Below are 23,487 nucleotides of genomic sequence, written 5' to 3' on the forward strand. Positions count from 1 at the left end.
GCGGGTCAAGCCCGCTCCTACAGGTTTGGTAGGAGCGGGCTCGCCCGGCGATGAGGTTAAGTACGGTATTCAGCGTTGATTTTCACGTACTCGTGGGACAGGTCGGTGGTCCAGATGGTTTCGCTGCACTGGCCCCGGCCCAGCTCGATACGGATGGTGATTTCTTCACGGGCCATGACTGCCGAGCCCTGGGCTTCGGTGTAGCTGGCGCTGCGCCCGCCCTGGCTGGCGATGCACACATCACCCAGGTAGACGTCGATCAGGCTGACGTCCAGGTCCGGTACACCGGCCCGGCCGACCGCGGCGAGGATCCGGCCCCAGTTCGGGTCGGAGGCGAACAGTGCGGTCTTGATCAGCGGCGAGTGGGCCACGGCATAGCCGACGTCCAGGCACTCCTGATGGTTGCCGCCGCCGTTGACTTCAACAGTGACGAATTTGGTCGCACCTTCGCCGTCGCGGACGATGGCCTGGGCGACTTCCATGCACACTTCGAACACGGCTTTTTTCAGCGCTTCGAACAGCGGGCCACTGGCTTCGCTGACTTCGGCGACATCGGCCTTGCCGGTGGCAATCAGCATGCAGCAGTCGTTGGTGGAGGTATCGCCGTCGATGGTGATGCGGTTGAACGACTTGTTGGCGCCGTCGAGGATCAGGTCCTTGAGCACCGCCGGGGCCACCTTGGCGTCGGTGGCGATGTAACCGAGCATGGTCGCCATGTTCGGGCGGATCATGCCCGCGCCTTTGCTGATGCCGGTGACGGTGATAGTCACGCCGTCATGCTGGAACTGGCGGCTGGCGCCTTTAGGCAGGGTGTCGGTGGTCATGATGCCGGTGGCGGCAGCGGCCCAGTTGTTTTCCGACAAGTCATCGATGGCTGCCTGCAGGGCGCCTTCGATCTTCTCGACCGGCAGCGGCTCGCCGATCACGCCGGTGGAAAATGGCAGCACGGCACTGGCGTCGACGCCAGTCAGCTCGGCCAGCTTGGCGCAGGTGCGCTCGGCCGCAGCCAGGCCTGGCGCGCCGGTGCCGGCGTTGGCGTTGCCGGTGTTGGTCAGCAGGTAGCGCACGGTACCCTGTACGCGCTGTTTGGCGAGGATCACCGGGGCGGCGCAAAAGGCGTTCAGGGTAAACACGCCGGCGACGCTGGAGCCTTCGGCGCAGCGCATTACCACCACGTCCTTGCGCCCGGGGCGCTTGATGCCCGCAGAGGCGATGCCGAGTTCGAAACCTGGAACCGGGTGCAACGTTGGCAAAGGACCAAGACCAACAGCCATGAAAGCGCTCCTAGAAAAAAGGCACCGGGACAAGATTACCGGCGCTTGAGATGGAACAACGCCGCGACGGTCAGGACCAGTCGCGGCGCGGTGTTCAGATGTCAGCGAGGTACTACGGCGTGATGATCAGTCGATCTTGCCGTGGCACTGCTTGAACTTCTTGCCCGAACCGCACCAGCATGGCTCGTTGCGGCCCAGCTTCTGCTCGTTGCGCACAGGCGCGGCGGCCACGGCAACGTCAGCACCGTCTTCCTGCGGTTCAGCTTCAAGGCCCGGGGCCTCGGCGTGCTGGAACTGCATGCGCGCAGCCAGCTCTTCGGCTTCGCGGCGCAGACGGGCCTCTTCCTCGACCGGATCTTCGCGGCGCACCTGAACGTGCGAGAGCACGCGGATGGTGTCGCGCTTGATCGAATCGAGCAGCTCCTGGAACAGGTTGAACGACTCGCGCTTGTACTCCTGCTTCGGGTTCTTCTGCGCATAGCCGCGCAGGTGGATACCGTGGCGCAGATGGTCCATGGTCGACAGGTGGTCTTTCCACAGGTCGTCGAGCACACGCAGCAGGATCTGCTTCTCGAAGGTACGCAGGGCTTCGGCGCTGGCCTGCTCTTCCTTCTCGTTGTAGGCCGCCAGCAGCTCGGTCATGAGCTTGGCACGCAGGGTTTCTTCGTACAGGTGGTCGTCTTCGTCGAGCCATTGCTGAATCGGCAGCTTGACCCCGAAATCGCTGGCCAGGGCCGCTTCCAGGCCGGCCACGTCCCACTGCTCGGGCAGCGATTGCGGCGGAATGTGCTGGGCGACAGTGGCGTCGAGCACTTCCTGGCGGAAGTCGGCGATGGTGTCGCCAATGTTGTCGGCTGCCAGCAGGCTGTTACGCATGTGGTAGATGACTTTACGCTGTTCGTTGGCGACGTCGTCGAACTCGAGCAACTGCTTGCGAATGTCGAAGTTGCGGCCTTCGACCTTGCGCTGGGCTTTTTCGATGGCGTTGGTGACCATGCGGTGTTCGATGGCTTCACCGGACTGCATGCCCAGGGCCTTCATGAAGTTCTTCACCCGGTCAGAGGCGAAGATACGCATCAGGCTGTCTTCCAGCGACAGGTAGAAACGGCTCGAACCCGGGTCGCCCTGACGACCGGAACGGCCACGCAGCTGGTTGTCGATACGGCGCGATTCGTGACGCTCGGAAGCAATCACGTGCAGGCCACCGGACTCGATCACCTGCTGGTGACGCTTCTGCCAGTCGGCCTTGATCTGCGCGACCTGCTCGGCGGTCGGGCTGTCCATGGCGGCGACTTCGACTTCCCAGTTACCGCCCAGGAGGATGTCGGTACCGCGACCGGCCATGTTGGTGGCGATGGTCAGCGCACCCGGGCGACCGGCCTGGGCAATGATCTCGGCTTCTTTTTCGTGGTACTTGGCGTTCAGGACCTTGTGATCGATGCCTTCCTTCTGCAGCAGGTTGGACATGTGCTCGGAGGTTTCGATGGTCGCGGTGCCCACCAGGACCGGACGGCCCTGGGTCATGCTTTCCTTGATGTCGGCGATGATCGCCTGGTACTTCTCGTCGGCGGTCAGGTACACCAGGTCGTTGAAGTCCTTACGGGCCAACGGCTTGTTCGGCGGGATCACCATCACGTTGAGGCCGTAGATCGACTGGAACTCGAACGCTTCGGTGTCGGCGGTACCGGTCATGCCCGACAGTTTGTTGTACAGGCGGAAGTAGTTCTGGAAGGTGGTCGAGGCCAGGGTCTGGCTCTCGGCCTGAATGTTCAGGTTCTCTTTCGCTTCGATCGCCTGGTGCAGGCCTTCGGACAGACGACGGCCCGGCATGGTACGCCCGGTGTGTTCGTCGATCAGCAGGATCTGGCCGTCCTGGACGATGTACTCGATGTTGCGATGGAACAGCTTGTGCGCGCGCAGGCCGGCGTAGACGTGGGTCAGCAGGCCCAGGTTGTGCGCCGAGTAGAGGCTCTCGCCCTCGGCCAGCAGGCCGACCTGGGTGAGCATCTCTTCGATGAACTGGTGGCCGGCTTCGTTGAGTTCAACCTGACGGCTCTTCTCGTCGATGCTGTAGTGGCCTTCCTGGGTAACCTGGCCCTCGACTTCCTCGATGTGCTGCTTGAGGCGCGGGATCAGCTTGTTGATCTCGATGTACAGCTTGGAGCTGTCTTCGGCCTGGCCGGAGATGATCAGCGGGGTACGGGCTTCATCGATGAGGATGGAGTCGACTTCGTCGATCACGGCGAAATTCAGCTCGCGCTGGAATTTCTCTTCCATGCTGAAGGCCATGTTGTCGCGCAGGTAGTCGAAACCGAATTCGTTGTTGGTGCCGTAGGTGATGTCGGCGGCGTAGGCAATGCGCTTCTCTTCCGGCGGCTGGAACGGTGTGACGACACCGACGGTCAGGCCGAGGAATTCGTACAGCGGACGCATCCAGTTGGCGTCGCGGCGGGCCAGGTAGTCGTTCACCGTGACCACGTGCACACCTTTGCCCGACAAGGCATTGAGGTACACGCCCAGGGTTGCGACCAAGGTCTTGCCTTCACCGGTACGCATTTCTGCGATCATGCCTTCGTGCAAGGTCATGCCGCCGATCAGCTGCACATCGAAGTGACGCATGCCCATGACCCGCTTGCCCGCTTCACGGGCGACCGCGAAGGCTTCAGGCAACAGCTGGTCGAGGGTCTCGCCTTTGGCCAGGCGCTCTTTGAACGCTGCGGTCTTGGCGCGCAGCTGCTCGTCCGAGAGGGCCACCATCTGCTCTTCGAAGGCATTGACGATCTGTACCGTCTTGAGCATGCGTTTGACTTCACGCTCGTTCTTGCTTCCAAAAAGTTTTTTTAACAAAGGCGCAAACATATCGGCAGGATCTTCCACACGTGGGGATGGAGGGCGGCCCCGTAAGTCGCCCGTGCAGCCCTAATGGCCGCATGCGAACGAGCATTCTACCCGGAAACGATGGTGAGGAAAGTGGCGGATTTCCACGATGCTGGCACAGCGCTTTGACGGGGCATGGTTAAAATAAGGCCTTTTTCGCCAACTTCAAGCCATTGCAACATGAAGTTTTACCCTCGCAGCGCAAACAGGGCCTGCCTGTGGCGATCTGCTAAGATGGCAGCTCTGTAACTTCAGGTGTCCCTTCATGGCTTTTCGCCCCTCGCCAGCCCGCGCTCCCGCTGTCCTTCTGCGCGAAGCCCGGCCGCTCAAAGCCCTGTTCAGCCAGGCCCAGCGCCTGGCGCAACTGCAGAAGCTGCTCGACAGCCAGCTGCAGCCGGCGGCCCGCGAACATTGCCACCTCGCTTCCTGGCGCGAGGGCACGCTGTTGTTGATCGTCACCGACGGCCACTGGGCCACCCGCCTGCGTTACCAGCAAAAACGCCTGCAACGCCAGCTGCAGACTCTGGAGGCCTTTGCCAGCCTGACGCGGATTGTGTTCAAGGTACAGCCACCGACCACCCAGAGCCGCGCGGCCGGGCACACCGCCGACCTGTCGAGCCGGGCGGCCGAAAGTATTCAGGCGACGGCTGAAGGCATCAGCGATCCGAAGCTGCGGGCGGCGCTGGAGCGGTTGGCCAGTCATGCGCGCGACAAGGATGCGGCGGACGGCTGATATTCCGTGCATGGGGCTGCTGCGCAGCCCATCGCCGGCAAGACCGGCTCCCACACAAAAACCAGGCATAAAAAAGGCCACCCGAAGGTGGCCGAAAAAAACTAAAGAAGAGAGTGTTCGTACTTACACTGCCGCAACCGGACGCATGTAAGAGATCGGTGCCGTGCTGGCATCTTCGAAAGTCACCACTTCCCAGGCGTCTGTTTCCTCGATCAGCTTGCGCAGCAGCTGGTTGTTCAGCGCGTGTCCGGACTTGTAGCCCTTGAACTCGCCGATCAGGCTGTTGCCCAGCAGGTAGAGGTCGCCGATGGCGTCGAGGATCTTGTGCTTGACGAATTCGTCTTCGTAGCGAAGACCGTCTTCGTTGAGCACGCCGTCCTTGTCGACCACGATGGCGTTTTCCACACTGCCACCGAGTGCGAGGTTGTGCTTGCGCAGGTACTCGATGTCACTCATGAACCCGAAGGTACGGGCGCGGCTGACTTCCTTCACAAACGAGGTGCTGGAAAAGTCCACGCTGGCGCTTTGGGTCCGGTTGCGGAACACCGGGTGATCGAAATCGATCTCGAAACTCACCTTGAACCCGTCGAATGGCAGGAAAGTGGCGCGCTTGTCGCCGTCTTCCACCGTCACTTCGCGCAGGATGCGGATGAACTTCTTGGCTGCGTCCTGTTCTTCCAGGCCGGCAGATTGAATCAGGAATACAAAGGGCCCAGCGCTACCGTCCATGATCGGCACTTCGGACGCGGAGAGCTCGACGTAGGCGTTATCGATGCCCAGGCCAGCCATGGCCGAGAGCAAGTGCTCAACCGTGTCTACCTTGGTATCGCCGTTGACCAGTGTCGTCGACATGGTGGTCTCGCCGACGTTGGCCGCGCGGGCGGGAATTTCCACCACGGGGTCGAGGTCGGCACGGCGAAATACGATGCCGGTATCCACAGGTGCAGGTTTGAGGGTCAGGTAAACCTTTTCCCCGGAGTGCAGGCCGACACCTGTGGCACGGATAATATTCTTCAGGGTGCGTTGTTTAATCATGGCATTGGCCGCTTCAGCGCAAATTGCGAACTGGTATCAACAAAGGCTGAGGATAATACCAGACCCGGCCTTTGCTGAACACCAATCACCCTTATACCCCTGATAAATTTCATTAATCGGCCTGACGACGCAGGAATGCCGGGATGTCCAGGTAGTCCAGATCGTCTTGCGGATTAAGTTTTGCAGCCGCCGCAGCACCGGCGTGGGCCTGGTTGCGCATCACGGTCGGACGCTCCAGGTCACGGTAGTTAACCGACGACTCGTTGCGTACAGGGGCCGGAGCCGGGGTCTGCGCCGCAGCGGTCTGCATGGTGTTGTCGATAACCTTGACCGGCTTCTCGATTTTCGCACCCAGGCCAGTGGCAACCACGGTAACGTGCAGCTCGTCGCGCATGTCCGGATCGATAACGGTACCGACCTTGACCATGGCGTGATCGGATGCGAAGGCCTCGATGATGCTACCGACGTCCGAGTACTCACCCAGCGACAGGTCAGGACCTGCGGTGATGTTCACCAGGATGCCGCGAGCGCCCTGCAGGTTGACGTCTTCGAGCAGCGGGTTGCGGATGGCTGCCTCGGTCGCTTCACGTGCACGGTTAGGACCGCTGGCACAGCCGGTACCCATCATGGCCATGCCCATCTCGCTCATCACGGTACGCACGTCGGCGAAGTCGACGTTGATCATGCCCGGACGCTTGATGATGTCGGAGATACCGCGAACGGCACCGGCCAGTACGTCGTCAGCCTTGGCGAACGCCGACAGCAGGCTGGCGTCCTTGCCGAGGATGGTCAGCAGCTTCTCGTTGGGGATGGTGATCAGCGAGTCGACGCTGTCAGCCAGTGCACGGATGCCCTCGTCGGCAATCTGCATGCGCTTGCGGCCTTCGAACGGGAACGGCCGGGTCACCACGGCAACGGTGAGGATGCCTAGTTCCTTGGCCACTTCGGCGATGATTGGCGCCGCACCGGTACCGGTACCGCCGCCCATGCCGGTGGTGATGAACACCATGTTGGTGCCTTGCAGCACTTCAGCGATGCGCTCACGGTCTTCCAGCGCGGCCTGGCGGCCGACTTCCGGATTGGCCCCGGCACCCAGGCCCTTGGTCACGCCGGTACCCAGTTGCAGGATGGTGCGCGCGCCGATGTTTTTCAGCGCTTGAGCATCGGTGTTGGCGCAGATGAATTCGACGCCTTCGATGTTGCTCTTGACCATGTGATTGACGGCGTTGCCACCGCCGCCACCGACGCCGATCACTTTGATGACCGGACTTTGCGGGACGTTGTCTACGAGCTCGAACATTTTCCCTCTCCTTACAGTTCTCTAGTTTTTGCGCCTACTACTACTGCTTTGAAACTTTAAAAGTTGCCCTGGACCCAGCGTTTGAAGCGTTCGAACGCTGGAGCCTTCGGTTCATCGCCATAGCCGTTGTTGCTGCTGCTGATACCGGTCAGGGTCAAGCCGTCGGACTGCTTCTGCAGGCCGTAGGTCAAAAGGCCCACACCGGTGGAATAAATCGGGTTGCGCACCACATCGCTAAGGCCGCGAACACTGTGCGGCACGCCCAGGCGTACCGGCATGTGGAAGATTTCCTCGGCAAGTTCTACCGCGCCTTCCATTTTCGAGGTACCGCCGGTCAGGACGATGCCCGCCGGTACCAGGTCTTCGTAGCCGCTGCGACGCAGTTCGGCCTGGATCAGGGTGAAGAGCTCGTCGTAACGCGGCTCGACCACTTCGGCCAGGGCCTGGCGCGACAGTTCGCGCGGCGGACGGTCGCCGACGCTCGGCACCTTGATGGTTTCACCGGCGCCGGCCAGCTTGGCCAGGGCGCAGGCGTAACGGATCTTGATCTCTTCGGCGTATTGGGTCGGGGTACGCAGGGCCATGGCGATGTCGTTGGTCACCTGGTCGCCGGCAATCGGGATCACCGCGGTGTGACGGATTGCGCCTTCAGTGAAGATGGCGATGTCGGTGGTGCCGCCACCGATGTCGACCAGGCACACGCCGAGCTCTTTCTCGTCATCGGTCAGCACCGAGTAAGCCGAGGCCAGTTGCTCAAGGATGATGTCGTCGATTTCCAGGCCGCAGCGACGCACGCACTTTTCGATGTTCTGCGCGGCATTGACGGCGCAGGTGACCACGTGGACCTTGGCTTCCAGACGCACGCCGGACATGCCCAGTGGCTCGCGCACGCCTTCCTGGTTGTCGATCACGTAGTCCTGCGGCAGGGTGTGCAGGACCCGCTGGTCGGCCGGAATGGCCACGGCCTGGGCGGCGTCGAGCACGCGCTCAAGGTCGGCGGCGCTGACTTCACGGTCGCGGATGGCGACGATGCCGTGGGAGTTCAGGCTGCGGATGTGATTGCCGGCCACACCGACGAACGCCGAGTGGATCCGGCAGCCAGCCATCAGCTGGGCCTCTTCGACCGCACGCTGGATCGACTGCACGGTGGACTCGATATTGACCACCACGCCCTTCTTCAGCCCGCGCGATGGGTGGGTGCCGATACCGACGATTTCCAGGGTGCCGTCGGCGGCGACTTCGCCCACCAGTGCCACGACCTTGGAGGTGCCGATATCCAGCCCGACGATCATTTTGCCGCTATGCGCATTTGCCATGGGTCCTGCCTCTCTCTAATTCTTCGCAACGGCGGGTTGGGCCGTCGTCGGTGCATTCGGTTCCCGCCAGCCAACAGCCAGGCCATTGGCATAACGCAGATCGATGCGGGCGATGTTCGTGATCTGTTCTTTGAGTGTCTTGTCGTAAATGGCAATGAAGCGGCGCATCTTTTCCACCAGATGATCGCGTCCCAGCAGCAGTTCGATACCAGGCCCGGCGCTACCGGCACCGGTGGTCAGGAACCAGCTGCCGCGCTCGCGCAACTCCAGCCGGGCAATCGAAAAGCCCATCGGCCGCAACATCTGGCTCAGGACCTGATATTGCTGCATTACTTTTTGCTGCGCCCGCTGCGGCCCGAACAGCTGCGGCAGGTGCTCGTAGTTGGCCAGTTCACGCGGGGTAAAGGCCTGGCCCTGGTTATTGAGCAAGGCTTCGTCACCCCAGCGCGCGACCGGCAACTGTTCTTCCAGGCGGATCACCACTTCATCCGGCCACACCCGGCGCACTTCGGCGTGGGCGATCCAGGGCATCTGCTCCAGTTCCGCGCGCATGCTCGCCAGGTCGACGGTGAAGAAGCTCGCCGCTACGTAGGGGGCGATCCGCTGCTGCACCGCCTGCTGGCTGATGTAGCTGAGGTCGCCCTGTACGGCGATCTTGGTAATCGGCCGATCGGCGTACGGCATCAGGCGCTGGGCACCTTCGTAGGCGCCAAAACCTGCGACGACCAGCAGCACCGGCCACAGCAGGCGCTTGAACACGCTGAAGTTGGCCTTGGGCAGGCGCGCCGACAGTGGCTCCTTGGCCACCATCCGGCTGGCACCACGCGGCACCGGCTTGTTACGGCCGGGGGCGGGTTGCTGATGACGTAACATCGCGCCTTGCATGGGCTTAACCTCGCGCCGGGACGCTTGCCGCCAGGATCGCCAGCACCAACTGCTGGAAGTCCAGGCCGGCCGCGCGTGCCGCCATCGGGACCAGGCTGTGATCAGTCATGCCTGGTGCGGTGTTGACCTCGAGCAGCCAGAAACGCCCCTGCTCGTCCTGCATCACGTCCAGGCGGCCCCAGCCGGCGATGCCGATGGCGTCGCAGGCACGGGCAGTCAGGTCGATCAGCTCTTGTTCCTTGGCCGCGTCCAGGCCGCACGGGATGCGGTACTGGGTATCGTTGGCAATGTACTTGGCGTCGTAGTCATAGAAGGTGTGCGGCGTGCCCAGGGCAATCGGCGGCAACACCTGGCCACGCAGGGTCGCGACGGTGAACTCCGGACCATGAATCCATTGTTCGACCAACACTTGCGAATCGTAGGTAGCGGCGTCCTTCCAGGCGGCGATCAATTCGTCGACACCCTGCACTTTCGCCATACCGATACTGGAACCTTCATGGGCCGGTTTGACGATCAAAGGGAAGCCCAGTTCCGCACCTGCAGAAATACAGTCGGCTTCGCTGCTCAGCACGGCGTGACGAGGGGTCGGAATCCCCAGGCTGTGCCAGACCTGCTTGGTCCGCAGCTTGTCCATGGCCAGTGCCGAAGCGAGGATGCCGCTGCCGGTATAAGGGATGCCCAGGCACTCCAGCAAGCCCTGCATGCTGCCGTCTTCACCGCCACGGCCGTGGAGGATGATGAAGGCGCGGTCGATCTTCTCGCTCAGCAGGCGCTGCAGCAGATCGTCACCGACGTCAATGGCGACCACATCGACACCGGCGCTGGTCAGCGCCTGGATGACTGCGGCGCCGGACTTCAGCGAAACCTCGCGCTCGGCGCTCTTGCCGCCGTACAGCACGGCAACGCGGCCGAAGGCTTTCGGGTCGATGGTCGAGTGCAAAGTGGCGTATGCGTTATCAGTCATTTCGACTTCCCCTGACTGGCAACAGCACCAGCGAACAACGGACTCTTGAGTAATTGCGGGGCCAGGCCACCGATGTCACCGGCACCTTGGCACAGCAGGATGTCGCCAGCGCGCAGCAGCGGCTTGACCAGCGGCGCCAGCTCGATGCCGCGCTCGATGTAGATCGGGTCGAGCTGGCCGCGCTGGCGGATGCTGTGGCACAGCTGACGGCTGTCGGCACCGGGGATCGGCTCTTCGCCGGCCGGGTAGACTTCCATCAGCAGCAGTACGTTGGCGTCGGCCAGGACCTGGACGAAATCGTCGTAGAGGTCGCGGGTGCGACTGTAACGGTGCGGCTGGTAAACCATCACCAGGCGCCGCTCAGGCCAGCCACCGCGCACGGCCTTGATCACCGCCGCGACTTCGGTCGGGTGGTGGCCGTAGTCGTCGACCAGCATCACGCTGCCGCCCTCTACCGGCAGTTCGCCGTAGACCTGGAAGCGCCGCCCTACCCCCTGGAACCCCGAAAGGCCCTGGACAATGGCTTCATCGCTGATGCCCTCGTCGGTGGCAATGGCGATGGTCGCCAGGGCGTTGAGCACGTTGTGATTGCCCGGCATGTTGACCGACACGTCCAGCGGCTCGCGATCGCGGCGCAGCACGGTGAAGTGGGTCTGCATGCCCGACTGGCGGACATTGATCGCGCGCACGTCGGCTTCTTCGCTGAAGCCATAGGTGACCGCCGGCCGCTTGACCTGCGGGAGGATCTCGCGCACCACCGGATCGTCCAGGCACATCACCGCCAGCCCGTAGAACGGCAGGTTGTGGAGGAACTCGACGAAGGTTTTCTTCAGTTTGTTGAAGTCGCCTTCGTAGGTCGCCATATGGTCGGCGTCGATGTTGGTGACCACCGCCACCAGCGGCTGCAGGTGCAGGAAGCTGGCGTCGCTTTCATCGGCTTCGGCGATCAGGTAGCGGCTGGTGCCGAGCTGGGCATTGGTGCCGGCTGCATTGAGGCGGCCACCGATGACGAAGGTCGGGTCCAGGCCACCGGCGGCGAACACCGAGGCCAGCAGGCTGGTGGTGGTGGTCTTGCCATGGGTACCGGCAACGGCGATGCCGTGGCGGTAGCGCATCAGCTCGGCGAGCATCTCGGCCCGCGGCACCACCGGAATGCGCCGCTCAAGGGCGGTGGCGACTTCCGGGTTGGCGGTGTTGATGGCGCTCGAGACCACCAGCACATCGGCGCTGGCGGCGTTCTCGGCACGGTGACCGATGAAGATCTGCGCACCGAAGGATTCCAGACGCTCGGTGACCGGCGAGGTCTTGAGGTCGGAGCCCGACACCTGGTAACCCAGGTTCAGCAGCACTTCGGCAATACCGCACATGCCCACGCCGCCGATACCGACGAAGTGGATGCGACGGATACGGCGCATTTCCGGTTGTGGCATGGCTTTTTGATTCTCAACCATGGGCCACCTCCAGACAGATATCGACCACGGTGCGGGTGGCAGCGGGCTTGGCCAGGCGCCGGGCAGTGGCGGCCATGGTGGTGAGTTTTTCCGGTTGCATCAGCACCTCGTTCAGGCGTTCAGCGAGTTGCGCTGCGCCAGTTGTCGCTTGTGGCATCAGGAAGGCAGCGCCTTCACGGGCCAGATAATGGGCGTTGTGGGTCTGGTGGTCGTCGATGGCATGGGGCAAGGGCACCAGCATCGAGGGCAAGCCGGCCGCAGCCAGCTCGCTGACAGTCAGCGCACCCGCGCGGCAGACCACCAGATCAGCCCAGCCATAGGCATGGGCCATGTCCTTGATGAACGGCTCTACCTGAGCCTCGACACCCGCCTGGCGATAACGCTCGGCGGTAATCTGGTCGTGCTGCTTGCCAGCCTGGTGGAACACCTCGGGACGAATCTCCTGAGGCACCTGGGCCAGGGCCTGGGGCAGCAGCTTGTTCAGCGGTTCGGCACCCAGGCTTCCGCCGAGTACCAGCAAGCGAGGCCTGCGCGCGCCCAGGGGCTCGCGCAGGGTTTCCATGAACAGTTCGCTGCGCACCGGGTTTCCGGTGGTGCGCAGTTTGTCCGACGCCGCGAAGGTGTCGGGGAAAGCTTCGCAGACTCGGCCAGCCAAGGGCACCAGCAGCCGATTGGCGGTACCGGCGCGGGCGTTCTGCTCGTGAATCACCACCGGCACGCCGCAGAGCTTGGCGGCTACGCCACCGGGGCCGGTCACGTAGCCACCGAAGCCGACCACGCACACCGGCTTGAGCTGACGAATGATCCGCCGCGCCTGCAGCACCGCCTTGACCAGGGTGAACGGCGCCTTGAGCAACGACAGCTTGCTCTTGCCGCGCAGGCCGGTGACCTGGATCAGGTGCAATTGCAGGCCTGCCTGGGGCACCAGTTCATTCTCGATACCACGAGGGGTGCCCAGCCAGTGCACGCTGAAGCCGCGCGCCTGGAACTCACGGGCGCAGGCCAGCGCCGGGAACACGTGGCCCCCGGTGCCGCCGGCCATGATCAATACGTTCTTGCCGTTAGCGGCCATGATTCGGCTCCTCGGCAAAATCGCTTTCATCGAATTCGTGTTCTTCACTGCCCAGGTGCGTGCGGCTCTCCCACTCGATCCGCAGCAGCAAGCCGACGCAGGCGCAGCAGATCACCAGCGAGCTACCGCCGTAACTGAGGAACGGCAGGGTCAGGCCCTTGGTCGGCAGCAGGCCGACGTTCACGCCGATGTTGATCAGGAACTGACCAATCCACAGGAAGGCCAGGCCGAAAGCCATGTAGGCGGCAAAGAACTGCTTGGCTTTTTCAGCCCACAGGCCGATGTACAGCGCGCGCACAGTGACAAACACAAACAGCGCCACGGTGACCAGCGAGCCGACCACGCCCAGTTCTTCGGCAAGCACCGAGAAGACGAAGTCGGTGTGCGCTTCGGGCAGGTAGAACTGCTTCTGCACGCTGTTGCCCAGGCCGACACCCAGCCACTCGCCACGACCGAAGGCGATCAGCGCCTGGGTCAGCTGGTAGCCGGAGCCGAACTGATCCGACCAGGGGTCGGTAAAAGTGATCAAACGTGCCATCCGGTAGGGCTGGGCCTGGACCAGGATGAACACCGCCGCCACCGCCAGCACCACCATCAAGCTGAAACGGAACAGACCGACGCCACCAAGGAACAGCATCGCTGCCGCCGCGCCCATCATGACCACCGTGGCACCGAAGTCCGGCTCCATCAGCAGCAGGCCGGCCATTGGCAGCAGCACGATGAACGGTTTGAAGAAGCCCATCCAGCTTTCGCGCACTTCCTGCTGGCGACGCACCAGGTAACCGGCCAGGTAAATGACCACGAAGACCTTGGCGATTTCCGAGGGCTGGACGTTGAAGAAGCTGAAGCCGATCCAGCGCATCGAACCGTTCACTTCGCGGCCGATGCCCGGCACCAATACCAGCACCAGCAGGCCGAAGGCGCCGACCAGCATGGTGAAGCCCATCTTCTGCCAGGTGGCGATCGGCACCATCATGGTGACGATGCAGGCAAAGACGCCGATGGCCACGTACACCAGGTGGCGAAACATGTGATACAGCGGGTTGCCCGACTGCGCCGCGGCGACTTCCGAGGACGCCGAGGTGATCATCACCAGGCCGAGGCCGAGCAGCGCCAGGCAACCGGCGAGCATGGCGAAATCGAGGTCGATGCCGCGACCGCTGATCAGCGGCGATGGATAAGGCTTGATGATGCCGAAGATCATGCCAGCCCTCCTGCGGCCTGGGCGAACAGGCGCCCACGCTCTTCGAAGTTTTTGAACATGTCCAGGCTCGCGCAGGCCGGCGACAACAGCACGGCATCGCCAGGCTGGGCCAGTTCGGCGCATTGCTGCACGGCTTCATCGAGGGTGTTCACCCGGATCTGCGGCACGTCGTCGCCCAGGGCTTGCGCCAGGCGCTCGGCATCGCGGCCAAGCAGCACAACGGCGCGGCAGTTGGCTGCAACCGGTGCGCGCAGGGCGCTGAAGTCGGCACCTTTGCCATCGCCGCCGGCGACCAGCACCAGCTTGCCGTCGATATCGGCGCCCAGGCCTTCGATCGCCGCCAGGGCGGCACCGACGTTGGTCGCCTTGGAGTCGTCATACCAGTTCACGCCGTTACGCTCGCGGATCCACTGGCAACGGTGGGCAAGGCCTGCGAAGGTGCGCAGGCTGGAGAGCATGGCGTCCATCGGCAAACCGACCGCATGGCCCAGGGCCAGGGCCGCCAGGGCGTTGGACTGGTTGTGGGCGCCGCGAATCTTCAGCTCGCGCACCGGCATCAGATTCTGGAATTCGAACGCCAGGTACTTCTCGCCGCTCTCTTCGCGCAGACCGAAGGCCTTGAAGTCGGGGGCATTCAGACCAAAGGTCCATACCGGTTGGCCTTCAGACAACAGCGGCCGGCTCAGGGCATCCTGGCGGTTGACCACCACCTGGCGCGCACCACGGAAGATCCGGTGCTTGGCCAGGTGATAGGCCGGCAGGCCGCTGTAGCGGTCCATGTGGTCTTCGCTGACGTTGAGTACGGTGGCCACTTCGGCGTTGAGCTGGTCGGTGGTTTCCAGCTGAAAGCTCGAAAGCTCCATCACGTACAGCTCGACGTCGTCGCTGAGCAAATCCAGCGCCGGGGTACCGAGGTTGCCGCCAACCGCCACACGCTTGCCTGCCGCAGCGGCCATTTCGCCAACCAGGGTGGTGACGGTGCTTTTCGCGTTGGAGCCGCTGATGGCAATGATCGGCGCCTTGGCGTTGCGGGCGAACAGTTCGATGTCGCCCGACAGCTTCACGCCGCGGGCAGCGGCCTGCTGCAGTGCCGGGGTGGCCAGGGCCAGGCCGGGGCTGACGTACAGTTCGTCGGCACGGCAGAGAAACTCGACGTCCAGCTCGCCACAGCGCACTTCCACCTGCGGGAAATCACGGCGCAGGGTGTCCAGTTCCGGCGGGTTGTCACGGGTGTCGGCAACCGCAAAGGCAATGCCCCGGTTCGCCAGGAAGCGAACCAGGGACATGCCGCTCTTGCCGAGGCCGACAACGATGCGGAAGTGGTCAGAAGCGATCAAGGACACGCGTTTCTACCTCAGTTTCAGGGTGGCAAGGCCGATCAGCACCAGAATCACGGTGATAATCCAGAAGCGGACGATCACCCGAGGCTCGGGCCAACCCTTGAGTTCAAAGTGGTGGTGGATCGGCGCCATGCGAAATACGCGCTTGCCGGTCAACTTGAAGGAGGCCACCTGGATCACCACCGACAGGGTCTCCATGACGAACACACCACCCATGATGAACAGGACGATTTCCTGGCGCACGATCACCGCGATCGTGCCCAGTGCGGCGCCCAGTGCCAGGGCACCGACGTCGCCCATGAACACCTGGGCCGGATAGGTGTTGAACCACAAAAAGCCCAGGCCGGCACCGATCAGCGCGCCACAGAACACGATCAGTTCGCCTGCGCCCGGTACATAAGGGATCAGCAGGTATTCAGCGAATTTCACGTTACCCGACAGGTAGCAGAAGATGCCCAGGGCGCCGCCGACCATCACTGTCGGCATGATCGCCAGGCCATCGAGGCCGTCGGTGAGGTTGACCGCGTTGCTCGAGCCAACGATGACGAAGTAGGTCAGCACCACGAAACCAATGCCCAACGGGATGGTGACATCCTTGAGCATCGGCACGATCAGGGTGGTTTCGACGCTGGTCGGCGCGGTCATGTAAAGGAAGATCGCCGCGCCCAGGCCGAACACCGACTGCCAGAAATACTTCCAGCGACTCGGCAGGCCGCGCGAGTTCTTCTCGATCACCTTGCGGTAGTCATCGACCCAGCCGATAGCGCCGAACAGCAGGGTGACGATCAGCACCACCCAGACATAACGGTTGGTCAGGTCGGCCCACAGCAGGGTGCTGATGCCGATGGCCGACAGGATCAGTGCGCCACCCATGGTCGGGGTGCCGGATTTGGACAGGTGCGATTGCGGGCCGTCGTTACGAACGGCTTGACCGATCTGGCGAATCTGCAGGGTACGAATCATCCATGGGCCCAGCCACAGGGCCAGCGACAACGCGGTCAGTACACCCAGAATCCCGCGCAGGGACAGGTACTGAAAGACCGCGAAGCCTTTGTAGAACTGTTGCAGATACTCAGCCAGCAGCAGCAGCATTAATGTTTCTCCCCGCTGGAACCGCACAAAGCCGCCACGACGTTCTCCATCGCAGCGCTGCGCGAACCCTTGATCAAAATAGTGGTGTTGGTGGCCTGTTCGGCGGCGCGAACGGCGTCGATCAGGTCAGCTTGATTAGCGAAATGTCGGGCATTGGTGCCGAACGCAGCTACCGCGTGGGCCATGTTGGTGCCCACCGCATAGAGTGCCGAAACCTTGTCTTTGGCGTACTCGCCTACCTGCCGATGCCCTTCCTCAGCCCACTGGCCCAATTCGCCGATATCCCCGAGCACCAGGACGGTGCGGCCGGAAAAGCCGGCGAGTATATCAACGGCAGCGCACATCGAGGTGGGGTTTGCGTTGTAAGTGTCATCAATCACCCGCACTCCGTTGGCCGTCATCTGCACCACAGTGCGGCCCTTGACCGGTTGCACGGCATTGAGGCCCTGGACGATACCGTCCAGGGTCAGACCAAAGGCATGCGCGGCAGCGGCGGCCGCCAGTGCGTTGGCCACGTTGTGGGTGCCCAGCAGGTTGAGCTGGACCCGCGCCACGCCCAGCGGGCTGTGCAGGTCGAACGACGGGCAACCGCGCGGGTCGTGGGCGATGTTGGCAGCGTGGAAATCGGCGTCGGCGTTGTTCAGGGCGAAGGTCAGCAGTGGGCGATTGCCGGCGCGCTTTTTCCAGATGGCGAAGGCCTTGTCATCAAGGTTCAATACGGCCACGCCATCCTGACCCAGACCTTCGAGGATCTCGCCCTTGGCTTCGACAATCTTCTCTGGCCCGCCGAACTCGCCGACATGAGCAGTTCCGGCATTGTTGATCAACGCGACCTGTGGCTTGGTCAGGCCGACGGTGTAAGCAATTTCGCCGATGCGCGAGGCGCCCAGCTCGATCACCGCCGCGGTGTGTTCCGGAGCCAGTTCGAGCAGGGTCAGCGGTGCGCCAAAATCGTTGTTGAGGTTGCCACGGGTGGCCAGCACCGGGCCACGGGTGCGCAGGATGCTGGCAAGCATCTCCTTGACCGTGGTCTTGCCGCTGGAGCCGGTAATGGCGGCGACCGGCTTGTCGAAAGCGGCGCGGTTCAACGCGCCGAGCTGGCCCAGGGCCAGGCGGGTATCGGCAACCACCAACTGCGCCAGGCTGCTGCCCGGCACTTCGCGCTGCACCAGGGCGGCGACCGCGCCTTTGCCAGCAACGTCATTCAAGTAATCGTGGCCGTCAAAACGCGGCCCGGCCAGGGCAACGAAAAGCTGCCCGGCGGTGATGGCACGGCTGTCGATGCTGACGCCATTGAAGGTTGCATCCTGACCGTGCAGGCGGCCGTTGAGCGGCGCCGTCAGTTGGCTGAGGGACAATGGCTTAAGCATGGGCAGCCTCCCACACGGCCAGGGCCTTCTCAGCTTCAACCAGGTCGGAGAAGTCGTGGCGCTCGCCGTTGATTTCCTGATAGTCCTCATGCCCCTTGCCGGCCAGGACGATGACATCGTCAACGCCGGCGCTGGCAATCAGCTGAGCGATGGCGGCACCGCGGCCGGCAACGAATTCGACCGCATCGGCCTGGGCAAAACCCGGGCGGATGTCGGCGAAGATCTGCTGCGGGTCTTCAGTGCGCGGGTTGTCGTCGGTAACCAGCACGCGGTCAGCCAGGCGCTCGGCAACTTCGGCCATCAGCGGCCGCTTGCCGCGATCACGATCGCCGCCGCAACCGAACAGGCACAGCAGCTGGCCCTTGGCGTGCGGGCGCAACGCTTGCAGCACCTGCTCCAGGGCATCGGGGGTATGCGCGTAATCGACCACCACCAGCGGCTTGCTGCCGCCGCCCAGGCGCTGCATGCGCCCGACCGGGCCTTCCAGCGCCGGGGTGACCTTGAGAATTTCGTCCAGCGGGTAATCCAGCGCCAGCAAGGTGCCGACCGCCGCGAGCATGTTGCTCAGATTGAAGCGCCCGAGCAGGCGGCTGCGCAGCGCGTGCTCACCCTGGGCGGTGACGATCACGGCGCGCACGCCATCATCATCGAAATGCGCTTCGCGGCAGTACAGCGACGCGGCCGGATCCTTGAGGCTGTAGCTGATCAGGCGCGACTCGCCCTGCCCGGCTGCCAGGCGCCGGCCAAAATCGTCATCGAGGTTGACCACCCGGCAACGCAGGTTCGGCCAGGCGAACAGGCGCGCCTTGGCGTCTTCGTAAGCCTGCATGCTGCCGTGGTAGTCGAGGTGATCACGGGACAGGTTGGTCATCACCGCAATATCGAATGCCAGAGCCGCGACCCGGCCCTGGTCCAGGGCATGGGAAGAGACTTCCATGGCCACGGCCTTGGCCCCGGCCTTTTTCAGGTCACTCAGGGTTGCCTGCACGGCGATCGGGTCCGGCGTGGTCAGGCGACCGCTTTGCAGGGCGCCATAGAAACCGGTCCCGAGGGTGCCGATCAGGCCACAGTGCTGGCCGAGCTGGTCCAGCGCCTGGGCTACCAGCTGGGTGACGCTGGTCTTGCCGTTGGTGCCGGTGACGCCGACCAGGTCGAGCAGGCGGCTCGGCTCGCCGTAGAAACGCCCGGCGATGTCCGACAGTTGCGCGGCCAGGCCCTTGACCGGGATCAACGGCACCTCGGCGATCGGCAGCACGGTGGCGCCTTCGGCTTCATAGGCGACCGCCGCGGCACCGCGCTTGAGCGCGTCGGCAATGTGTTCACGGCCATCCATGCGCGTACCCGGCACCGCCAGGAACAGGTCGCCCGGGCGCACGTTGCGGCTGTCCAGGGTCAGTTCGCGGATCGACGGATCGCGGCTGGCCTGGGTAAAAAGCTTGCTCAATGGCATTGTCATCAACCGCGTCCTCCCTTGACCGGTGCAGCGTTGACTTGCTGCGTAGGTGTTGCCGGCGGCAGGTTGTCCGGCGGAATGTTCATCAGGCGCAGGGTGCCGGACATGACTTTGCTGAACACCGGCGCCGATACCAGGCCACCGAAGTAGCCGCCCTTGCTCGGCTCATCGATGACCACGACCACGGCATAGCGCGGGTCGCTCATCGGCCCGAAGCCGGCGAACAGCGAACGGTACGAATTCTCGGTGTAACCCTTGGAACCGATAGTGGCTTTACGCGCGGTGCCCGACTTGCCACCCACGTGGTAGAACGGCACCTGGGCGCGGAACACCCCGCGCGGCGCCTCGATAACCTGCTGGACCATGCCCTGGATGGTCTCGGCGACTTCCTTGGGCACGACCTGGGTAGACTCCGGCGCCTTGTCGACCTTGAGGATGCTCAGCGGCACCATCTTGCCGTCGTTGGCCAGCGCGGCGTAGGCATGCACCAGTTGCAGCGCGGTCACCGACAGGCCGTAGCCGTAGGACAGGGTCGCGGTCTCAGCCTTGCGCCACTCGCGGTGGTTGGGCAGGTTGCCGACACGTTCGCCCGGGAAGCCCAGGCCGGTGTACTGGCCAAGCCCCAGCTGGGACATGACCCGGTAGATCGATTCGCCACCGATATCGAAGGCAATCTTGCTCATGCCGACGTTACTGGAGTTGATCAGGATGCCGGTCAGGTCAAGGATCGGCCCTTCGCTGCGCGATACGTCGCGAATGGTGTAGCGGCCCAGTTGCAGGGTGCCCGGGTAGACCTCGACCTTGTCGGTCGGCTTCCAGCGCCCGCTCTGCAGGGCCGCGCTCATGGACAGCGGCTTGACCGTCGAACCTGGCTCGAACACGTCGATGATCGCCCGGTTACGCATGGCCGCCGGGAACATGCTGCGACGGTTGTTGGGGTTGTAGGTCGGCTGGTTGACCATGGCCAGCACTTCGCCGGTCTTGACGTCGAGGATCACCAGGCTGCCGGCCTTGGCTTCCTGTTCGGCAATGGCGTTGCGCAACTCGCGGGTGGCCAGGTATTGCAGGCGCAGGTCGATCGACAACGCCAAGGTCTTTCCGGCCTTGGCGTTTTTGGTTACCTGGATGTCCTTGATCAGCCGGCCGCGCCGGTCCTTGATCACCTGTCGCTTGCCGGGCACGCCGGCCAGCCATTCATCGTAGGCCAGCTCCACGCCTTCGCGGCCATGGTCGTCGAGGTCGGTAAAGCCGACCATGTGCGCGGCGACATCGCCGGCCGGGTAGAAACGACGGAATTCCTCGATGCCATAGACACCGGGGACTTTAAGATCGAGCACCACCTGGCCCTGCTCCGGGGTCAGGCCGCGGACCAGGTAGATGAACTCCTTGCTGGCCTGCTGTTCCAGGCGCGCTGCCAGTTGCTGCGGATTCTGCTTGAGCGCGGCAGCCAGGGCCGGCCAGCGGTCCTTGGCAGCCTGCATTTCTTTCGGGTTGGCCCACAGGGTGGTCACCGGGGTACTGACGGCCAGCGGCTCGCCATTACGGTCGGTGATCAGCCCGCGGTGCGCAGGGATAGGAATATGCCGCAGGCTGCGGGCATCGCCCTGGCCCTTGAGGAAGTCACGGTCGACCACCTGCAGGTCGATGATGCGCCAGGCAATCGCGCCGACCATCAGTGCCAGCAGGGCGATGACCACGCGGAACCGCCATGGGTAGAGTGCGCCTTCAAGTTTCATCATGGCGCCACCATCCGTACTTCGTCAGCGGCCGGAATACGCATTTTCAGCTGTTCGCTGGCAAGGTTCTCGATACGGCTGTGGGCCGTCCAGGTGCTCTGCTCGAGAATCAGTCGGCCCCACTCGGCCTGGGCCTTGTCGCGCTCGCTGAGTTCGCCGTACAGGGTGTTGAGCAACTGACGGTTCCAGTGCGCGCTGTAGGACACCGCCACCGAAGAAACGAGCACGCCAATGAACAGCAGAAGCATCAGGAAGCTTCCGCCTGGCAAAGGCTTGGCGAACAAACGGCTCACCGCAGTTTCTCGGCGACGCGCATGACCGCGCTACGCGAACGTGGGTTGGCCTTGAGCTCGGCTTCGGAAGCGAACTGGGCCTTGCCGTGGACCTTGATCTTCGGCTCGAAGTGCTTGTGCTGGACCGGCAGGTTGCGCGGCAGGTTGTCGGCCTCACCCTTGACCAGCTTGCGCATGAACAGTTTGACGATGCGGTCTTCCAGCGAGTGGAAGCTGATCACCACCAGGCGCCCGCCGACTTCCAGCGCTTCGAGCGCAGCCTCAAGGCCGGCCTCAAGGTCACCGAGTTCGTTGTTGACGTGAATGCGCAGGCCCTGGAAGGCACGGGTTGCCGGGTTCTTGCCCTTTTCCCAGGCCGGGTTGGCAACCTTGAGCACTTCGGCAAGGTCAGCGGTGCGGGTAAACGGAGTTTCTTCACGGCGCAGCACCACGGCACGGGCCATGCGCTTGGCAAAGCGCTCTTCGCCGTATTCCTTGAACACCCGGGCGATTTCTTCTTCCGGCGCAGTGGCGATGAACTCGGCAGCGCTGACGCCGCGAGTCGGGTCCATGCGCATGTCCAGCGGGCCGTCGTTGAGGAAGCTGAAGCCGCGCTCAGGGTCGTCCAGCTGTGGCGACGAGACGCCCAGGTCGAGCAGGATGCCGCTGACCTTGCCGGCCAGGCCGCGCTCGGCAACTTCGGCGCCCAGCTCGGCAAAACTGCGCTGCACAATGACAAAGCGGCCGTCTTCGGCCGCCAGCGCTTGCCCGGTGGCAATCGCTTGTGGGTCCTTGTCAAAACCCAGCAGCCGGCCCTGCGGCCCGAGCTTGCTGAGGACTAACCGGCTATGCCCGCCGCGCCCGAAGGTGCCATCCAGATAGCAGCCATCGGCGCGTACGGCGAGAGCCTCGACGGCTTCGTCAAGCAGTACGGTGATGTGGTTAAAGCCGCTATCTATAGTCACAGGATCAAATCACGCAGTTCATCAGGCATGGCGCCCGGTTGTTGGATAGCTGCGAGGTCGGCTGCCGAAACCGCGTTCCAGGCATCCTCGTCCCACAGCTGAAATTTGTTCAGTTGCCCCACCAGCATTGCCTTCTTGTCGAGCTTGGCGTACTCGCGCAAACGCGGCGGCACCAGGAAACGCCCACTGCCATCAAGCTCAAGATCCACCGCATTGCCGATCAGCAAACGCTGCAGGCGGCGGTTCTCTTCACGCAATGACGGCAAGGCGCGCAACTTGGCTTCAATCAGCTCCCACTCATCGAGCGGGTACACACATAAACAGGGATCAACCGCATCGATGGTCACGATCAACTGCCCGGAACTACGCGAATCGAGCTCGTCACGGTACCGGCTCGGCATTGCGAGACGGCCCTTTGCGTCGAGGTTGATGGCGTTGGCTCCGCGGAACACGGCTGCGATTCCCCACAATGTTAGCGTTTTTGTGTCAGAAAACCCACTTCATGCCACTTTCTGCCACTTGCGCACACTATAGGAATCCGCCTACCACACCGTCAAGGCACGCTTATAAGGAAATCCCTTACAGATCGGAGATTTAGCGCGCACAGAGAAGATAGAAGGACAATTCGGAAGGGATTTTGACGAAAAAACTCAAACCCACTCAGACGGATAGAGAGCGAAGTTAAAGTAATTTATTAAGAGTAAGATTTTTTCGGTATTACCAGCACGCATCTGCTATCGATTCAAGCAGGAGGGGAAGAGGTGGAGAGTCGATCTGTAAGCCGGGTTCTGTCGAGGACAGTCATTCCTCTACGACGGCCATCACTGGACGCCTTTAGCAACCTACCCGGTTCCAACGCGGGCCGCGCCATATGGAACCCTATTTGGTCTTGCTCCGAGTGGGGTTTACCTAGCCATGAACTGTTGCCAGTCATGCGGTGCGCTCTTACCGCACCTTTTCACCCTTACCGGCACCGAAGTGCTTAGGCGGTTATTTTCTGTGGCACTTTCCGTAGGCTCGCGCCCCCCAGGCATTACCTGGCACTCTGCCCTATGGAGCCCGGACTTTCCTCCCCCCTCTATTGCGGAACAATAGAAGGCAGCGACTGTCCAATCGACTCTCCGCCGCAAAGGTTAACGGTAGCGGGC

At 63.0% G+C, this 23,487-nt stretch carries 19 protein-coding genes and 1 other RNA gene; 1 reads left to right on the forward strand and 19 read right to left on the reverse strand.

Going from position 1 to position 23,487, the window contains the following annotated elements; translation table 11 throughout:
- Nucleotides 1-56: 56 nt before the first annotated feature.
- Nucleotides 57-1,274: a bifunctional glutamate N-acetyltransferase/amino-acid acetyltransferase ArgJ gene (argJ, locus tag LOY34_RS22300; protein WP_045197349.1), complete on the reverse strand. Its 1,218-nt coding sequence runs from the start codon at nucleotides 1,272-1,274 to the stop codon at nucleotides 57-59.
- A 126-nt stretch (nucleotides 1,275-1,400) separates the two neighbouring features.
- On the reverse strand, nucleotides 1,401-4,133 hold the full coding sequence (secA, locus tag LOY34_RS22305) for a preprotein translocase subunit SecA (protein WP_195884960.1): 2,733 nt from the start codon (nucleotides 4,131-4,133) through the stop codon (nucleotides 1,401-1,403).
- A gap of 283 nt (nucleotides 4,134-4,416) precedes the next feature.
- Here secA and LOY34_RS22310 point away from each other — a divergent pair, with 283 nt between their 5' ends.
- Entirely contained in the window at nucleotides 4,417-4,884 is a 468-nt protein-coding gene (locus LOY34_RS22310) for a DUF721 domain-containing protein (protein WP_195884961.1), read from the forward strand.
- A gap of 123 nt (nucleotides 4,885-5,007) precedes the next feature.
- Here LOY34_RS22310 and lpxC read toward each other — a convergent pair whose 3' ends face one another.
- The 17 genes from lpxC to rnpB form a co-directional block, all read right to left on the reverse strand.
- Nucleotides 5,008-5,919 (reverse strand): UDP-3-O-acyl-N-acetylglucosamine deacetylase, encoded by a 912-nt coding sequence (gene lpxC, locus LOY34_RS22315; RefSeq protein ID WP_028943297.1) that lies wholly within the window; start codon nucleotides 5,917-5,919, stop codon nucleotides 5,008-5,010.
- A gap of 112 nt (nucleotides 5,920-6,031) precedes the next feature.
- Nucleotides 6,032-7,219: a cell division protein FtsZ gene (gene ftsZ / locus LOY34_RS22320; protein ID WP_045197340.1), complete on the reverse strand. Its 1,188-nt coding sequence runs from the start codon at nucleotides 7,217-7,219 to the stop codon at nucleotides 6,032-6,034.
- Nucleotides 7,220-7,275: 56 nt separating this feature from the next.
- On the reverse strand, nucleotides 7,276-8,535 hold the full coding sequence (gene ftsA / locus LOY34_RS22325; protein ID WP_010220793.1) for a cell division protein FtsA: 1,260 nt from the start codon (nucleotides 8,533-8,535) through the stop codon (nucleotides 7,276-7,278).
- Nucleotides 8,536-8,550: 15 nt separating this feature from the next.
- Nucleotides 8,551-9,420, reverse strand: a complete 870-nt coding sequence (locus tag LOY34_RS22330; RefSeq protein ID WP_038998876.1) for a cell division protein FtsQ/DivIB — start codon at nucleotides 9,418-9,420, stop codon at nucleotides 8,551-8,553.
- A gap of 4 nt (nucleotides 9,421-9,424) precedes the next feature.
- A complete protein-coding gene (locus LOY34_RS22335; RefSeq protein WP_195884962.1) occupies nucleotides 9,425-10,384 on the reverse strand; it encodes a D-alanine--D-alanine ligase in 960 nt (319 codons plus the stop codon).
- A complete protein-coding gene (murC, locus tag LOY34_RS22340; RefSeq protein WP_045197336.1) occupies nucleotides 10,381-11,835 on the reverse strand; it encodes a UDP-N-acetylmuramate--L-alanine ligase in 1,455 nt (484 codons plus the stop codon). The genes LOY34_RS22335 and murC overlap by 4 nt, the downstream gene beginning before the upstream one ends.
- Nucleotides 11,828-12,907 (reverse strand): undecaprenyldiphospho-muramoylpentapeptide beta-N-acetylglucosaminyltransferase, encoded by a 1,080-nt coding sequence (gene murG / locus LOY34_RS22345; RefSeq protein WP_093379822.1) that lies wholly within the window; start codon nucleotides 12,905-12,907, stop codon nucleotides 11,828-11,830. Before murG ends, murC begins: the two co-directional genes overlap by 8 nt.
- Nucleotides 12,897-14,111: a putative lipid II flippase FtsW gene (gene ftsW / locus LOY34_RS22350; protein ID WP_045197333.1), complete on the reverse strand. Its 1,215-nt coding sequence runs from the start codon at nucleotides 14,109-14,111 to the stop codon at nucleotides 12,897-12,899. The genes murG and ftsW overlap by 11 nt, the downstream gene beginning before the upstream one ends.
- A complete protein-coding gene (gene murD, locus LOY34_RS22355) occupies nucleotides 14,108-15,454 on the reverse strand; it encodes a UDP-N-acetylmuramoyl-L-alanine--D-glutamate ligase (protein ID WP_045197331.1) in 1,347 nt (448 codons plus the stop codon). Before murD ends, ftsW begins: the two co-directional genes overlap by 4 nt.
- A gap of 6 nt (nucleotides 15,455-15,460) precedes the next feature.
- On the reverse strand, nucleotides 15,461-16,543 hold the full coding sequence (mraY, locus tag LOY34_RS22360) for a phospho-N-acetylmuramoyl-pentapeptide-transferase (protein ID WP_036996790.1): 1,083 nt from the start codon (nucleotides 16,541-16,543) through the stop codon (nucleotides 15,461-15,463).
- Nucleotides 16,543-17,913, reverse strand: coding sequence for a UDP-N-acetylmuramoyl-tripeptide--D-alanyl-D-alanine ligase (gene murF / locus LOY34_RS22365; protein WP_093379818.1), 1,371 nt, complete (start codon nucleotides 17,911-17,913; stop codon nucleotides 16,543-16,545). The genes mraY and murF overlap by 1 nt, the downstream gene beginning before the upstream one ends.
- Complete coding sequence (locus LOY34_RS22370; RefSeq protein WP_195884964.1) at nucleotides 17,906-19,369, reverse strand: UDP-N-acetylmuramoyl-L-alanyl-D-glutamate--2,6-diaminopimelate ligase; 1,464 nt, start codon at nucleotides 19,367-19,369, stop codon at nucleotides 17,906-17,908. Before LOY34_RS22370 ends, murF begins: the two co-directional genes overlap by 8 nt.
- Complete coding sequence (locus tag LOY34_RS22375) at nucleotides 19,369-21,102, reverse strand: penicillin-binding protein 2 (protein ID WP_176794319.1); 1,734 nt, start codon at nucleotides 21,100-21,102, stop codon at nucleotides 19,369-19,371. The genes LOY34_RS22370 and LOY34_RS22375 overlap by 1 nt, the downstream gene beginning before the upstream one ends.
- Nucleotides 21,102-21,395, reverse strand: a complete 294-nt coding sequence (gene ftsL / locus LOY34_RS22380; protein WP_045197313.1) for a cell division protein FtsL — start codon at nucleotides 21,393-21,395, stop codon at nucleotides 21,102-21,104. Before ftsL ends, LOY34_RS22375 begins: the two co-directional genes overlap by 1 nt.
- Nucleotides 21,392-22,339 (reverse strand): 16S rRNA (cytosine(1402)-N(4))-methyltransferase RsmH, encoded by a 948-nt coding sequence (rsmH, locus tag LOY34_RS22385; protein WP_371128635.1) that lies wholly within the window; start codon nucleotides 22,337-22,339, stop codon nucleotides 21,392-21,394. The genes ftsL and rsmH overlap by 4 nt, the downstream gene beginning before the upstream one ends.
- Nucleotides 22,336-22,791: a division/cell wall cluster transcriptional repressor MraZ gene (mraZ, locus tag LOY34_RS22390; RefSeq protein WP_010220775.1), complete on the reverse strand. Its 456-nt coding sequence runs from the start codon at nucleotides 22,789-22,791 to the stop codon at nucleotides 22,336-22,338. The genes rsmH and mraZ overlap by 4 nt, the downstream gene beginning before the upstream one ends.
- 309 nt (nucleotides 22,792-23,100) lie before the next feature.
- Nucleotides 23,101-23,460: RNase P RNA component class A (gene rnpB / locus LOY34_RS22395), an RNA gene on the reverse strand.
- Nucleotides 23,461-23,487: the final 27 nt, after the last annotated feature.

It is taken from the genome of Pseudomonas sp. B21-009 (assembly GCF_024749345.1).
Taxonomy (GTDB): Bacteria; Pseudomonadota; Gammaproteobacteria; order Pseudomonadales; family Pseudomonadaceae; genus Aquipseudomonas.

Bases quoted from the DNA above. Each gene is read 5' to 3' on its own strand.
- LOY34_RS22370 (WP_195884964.1), bottom strand. From the start codon at position 19,369: ATGACAATGCCATTGAGCAAGCTTTTTACCCAGGCCAGCCGCGATCCG.
- LOY34_RS22335 (WP_195884962.1), bottom strand. From the start codon at position 10,384: ATGACTGATAACGCATACGCCACTTTGCACTCGACCATCGACCCGAAA.
- LOY34_RS22375 (WP_176794319.1), bottom strand. From the start codon at position 21,102: ATGAAACTTGAAGGCGCACTCTACCCATGGCGGTTCCGCGTGGTCATC.
- ftsA (WP_010220793.1), bottom strand. From the start codon at position 8,535: ATGGCAAATGCGCATAGCGGCAAAATGATCGTCGGGCTGGATATCGGC.
- argJ (WP_045197349.1), bottom strand. From the start codon at position 1,274: ATGGCTGTTGGTCTTGGTCCTTTGCCAACGTTGCACCCGGTTCCAGGT.
- murF (WP_093379818.1), bottom strand. From the start codon at position 17,913: ATGCTTAAGCCATTGTCCCTCAGCCAACTGACGGCGCCGCTCAACGGC.
- murG (WP_093379822.1), bottom strand. From the start codon at position 12,907: ATGGCCGCTAACGGCAAGAACGTATTGATCATGGCCGGCGGCACCGGG.
- ftsZ (WP_045197340.1), bottom strand. From the start codon at position 7,219: ATGTTCGAGCTCGTAGACAACGTCCCGCAAAGTCCGGTCATCAAAGTG.
- ftsW (WP_045197333.1), bottom strand. From the start codon at position 14,111: ATGATCTTCGGCATCATCAAGCCTTATCCATCGCCGCTGATCAGCGGT.
- LOY34_RS22330 (WP_038998876.1), bottom strand. From the start codon at position 9,420: ATGCAAGGCGCGATGTTACGTCATCAGCAACCCGCCCCCGGCCGTAAC.
- mraY (WP_036996790.1), bottom strand. From the start codon at position 16,543: ATGCTGCTGCTGCTGGCTGAGTATCTGCAACAGTTCTACAAAGGCTTC.
- secA (WP_195884960.1), bottom strand. From the start codon at position 4,133: ATGTTTGCGCCTTTGTTAAAAAAACTTTTTGGAAGCAAGAACGAGCGT.
- LOY34_RS22310 (WP_195884961.1), top strand. From the start codon at position 4,417: ATGGCTTTTCGCCCCTCGCCAGCCCGCGCTCCCGCTGTCCTTCTGCGC.
- murC (WP_045197336.1), bottom strand. From the start codon at position 11,835: ATGGTTGAGAATCAAAAAGCCATGCCACAACCGGAAATGCGCCGTATC.
- lpxC (WP_028943297.1), bottom strand. From the start codon at position 5,919: ATGATTAAACAACGCACCCTGAAGAATATTATCCGTGCCACAGGTGTC.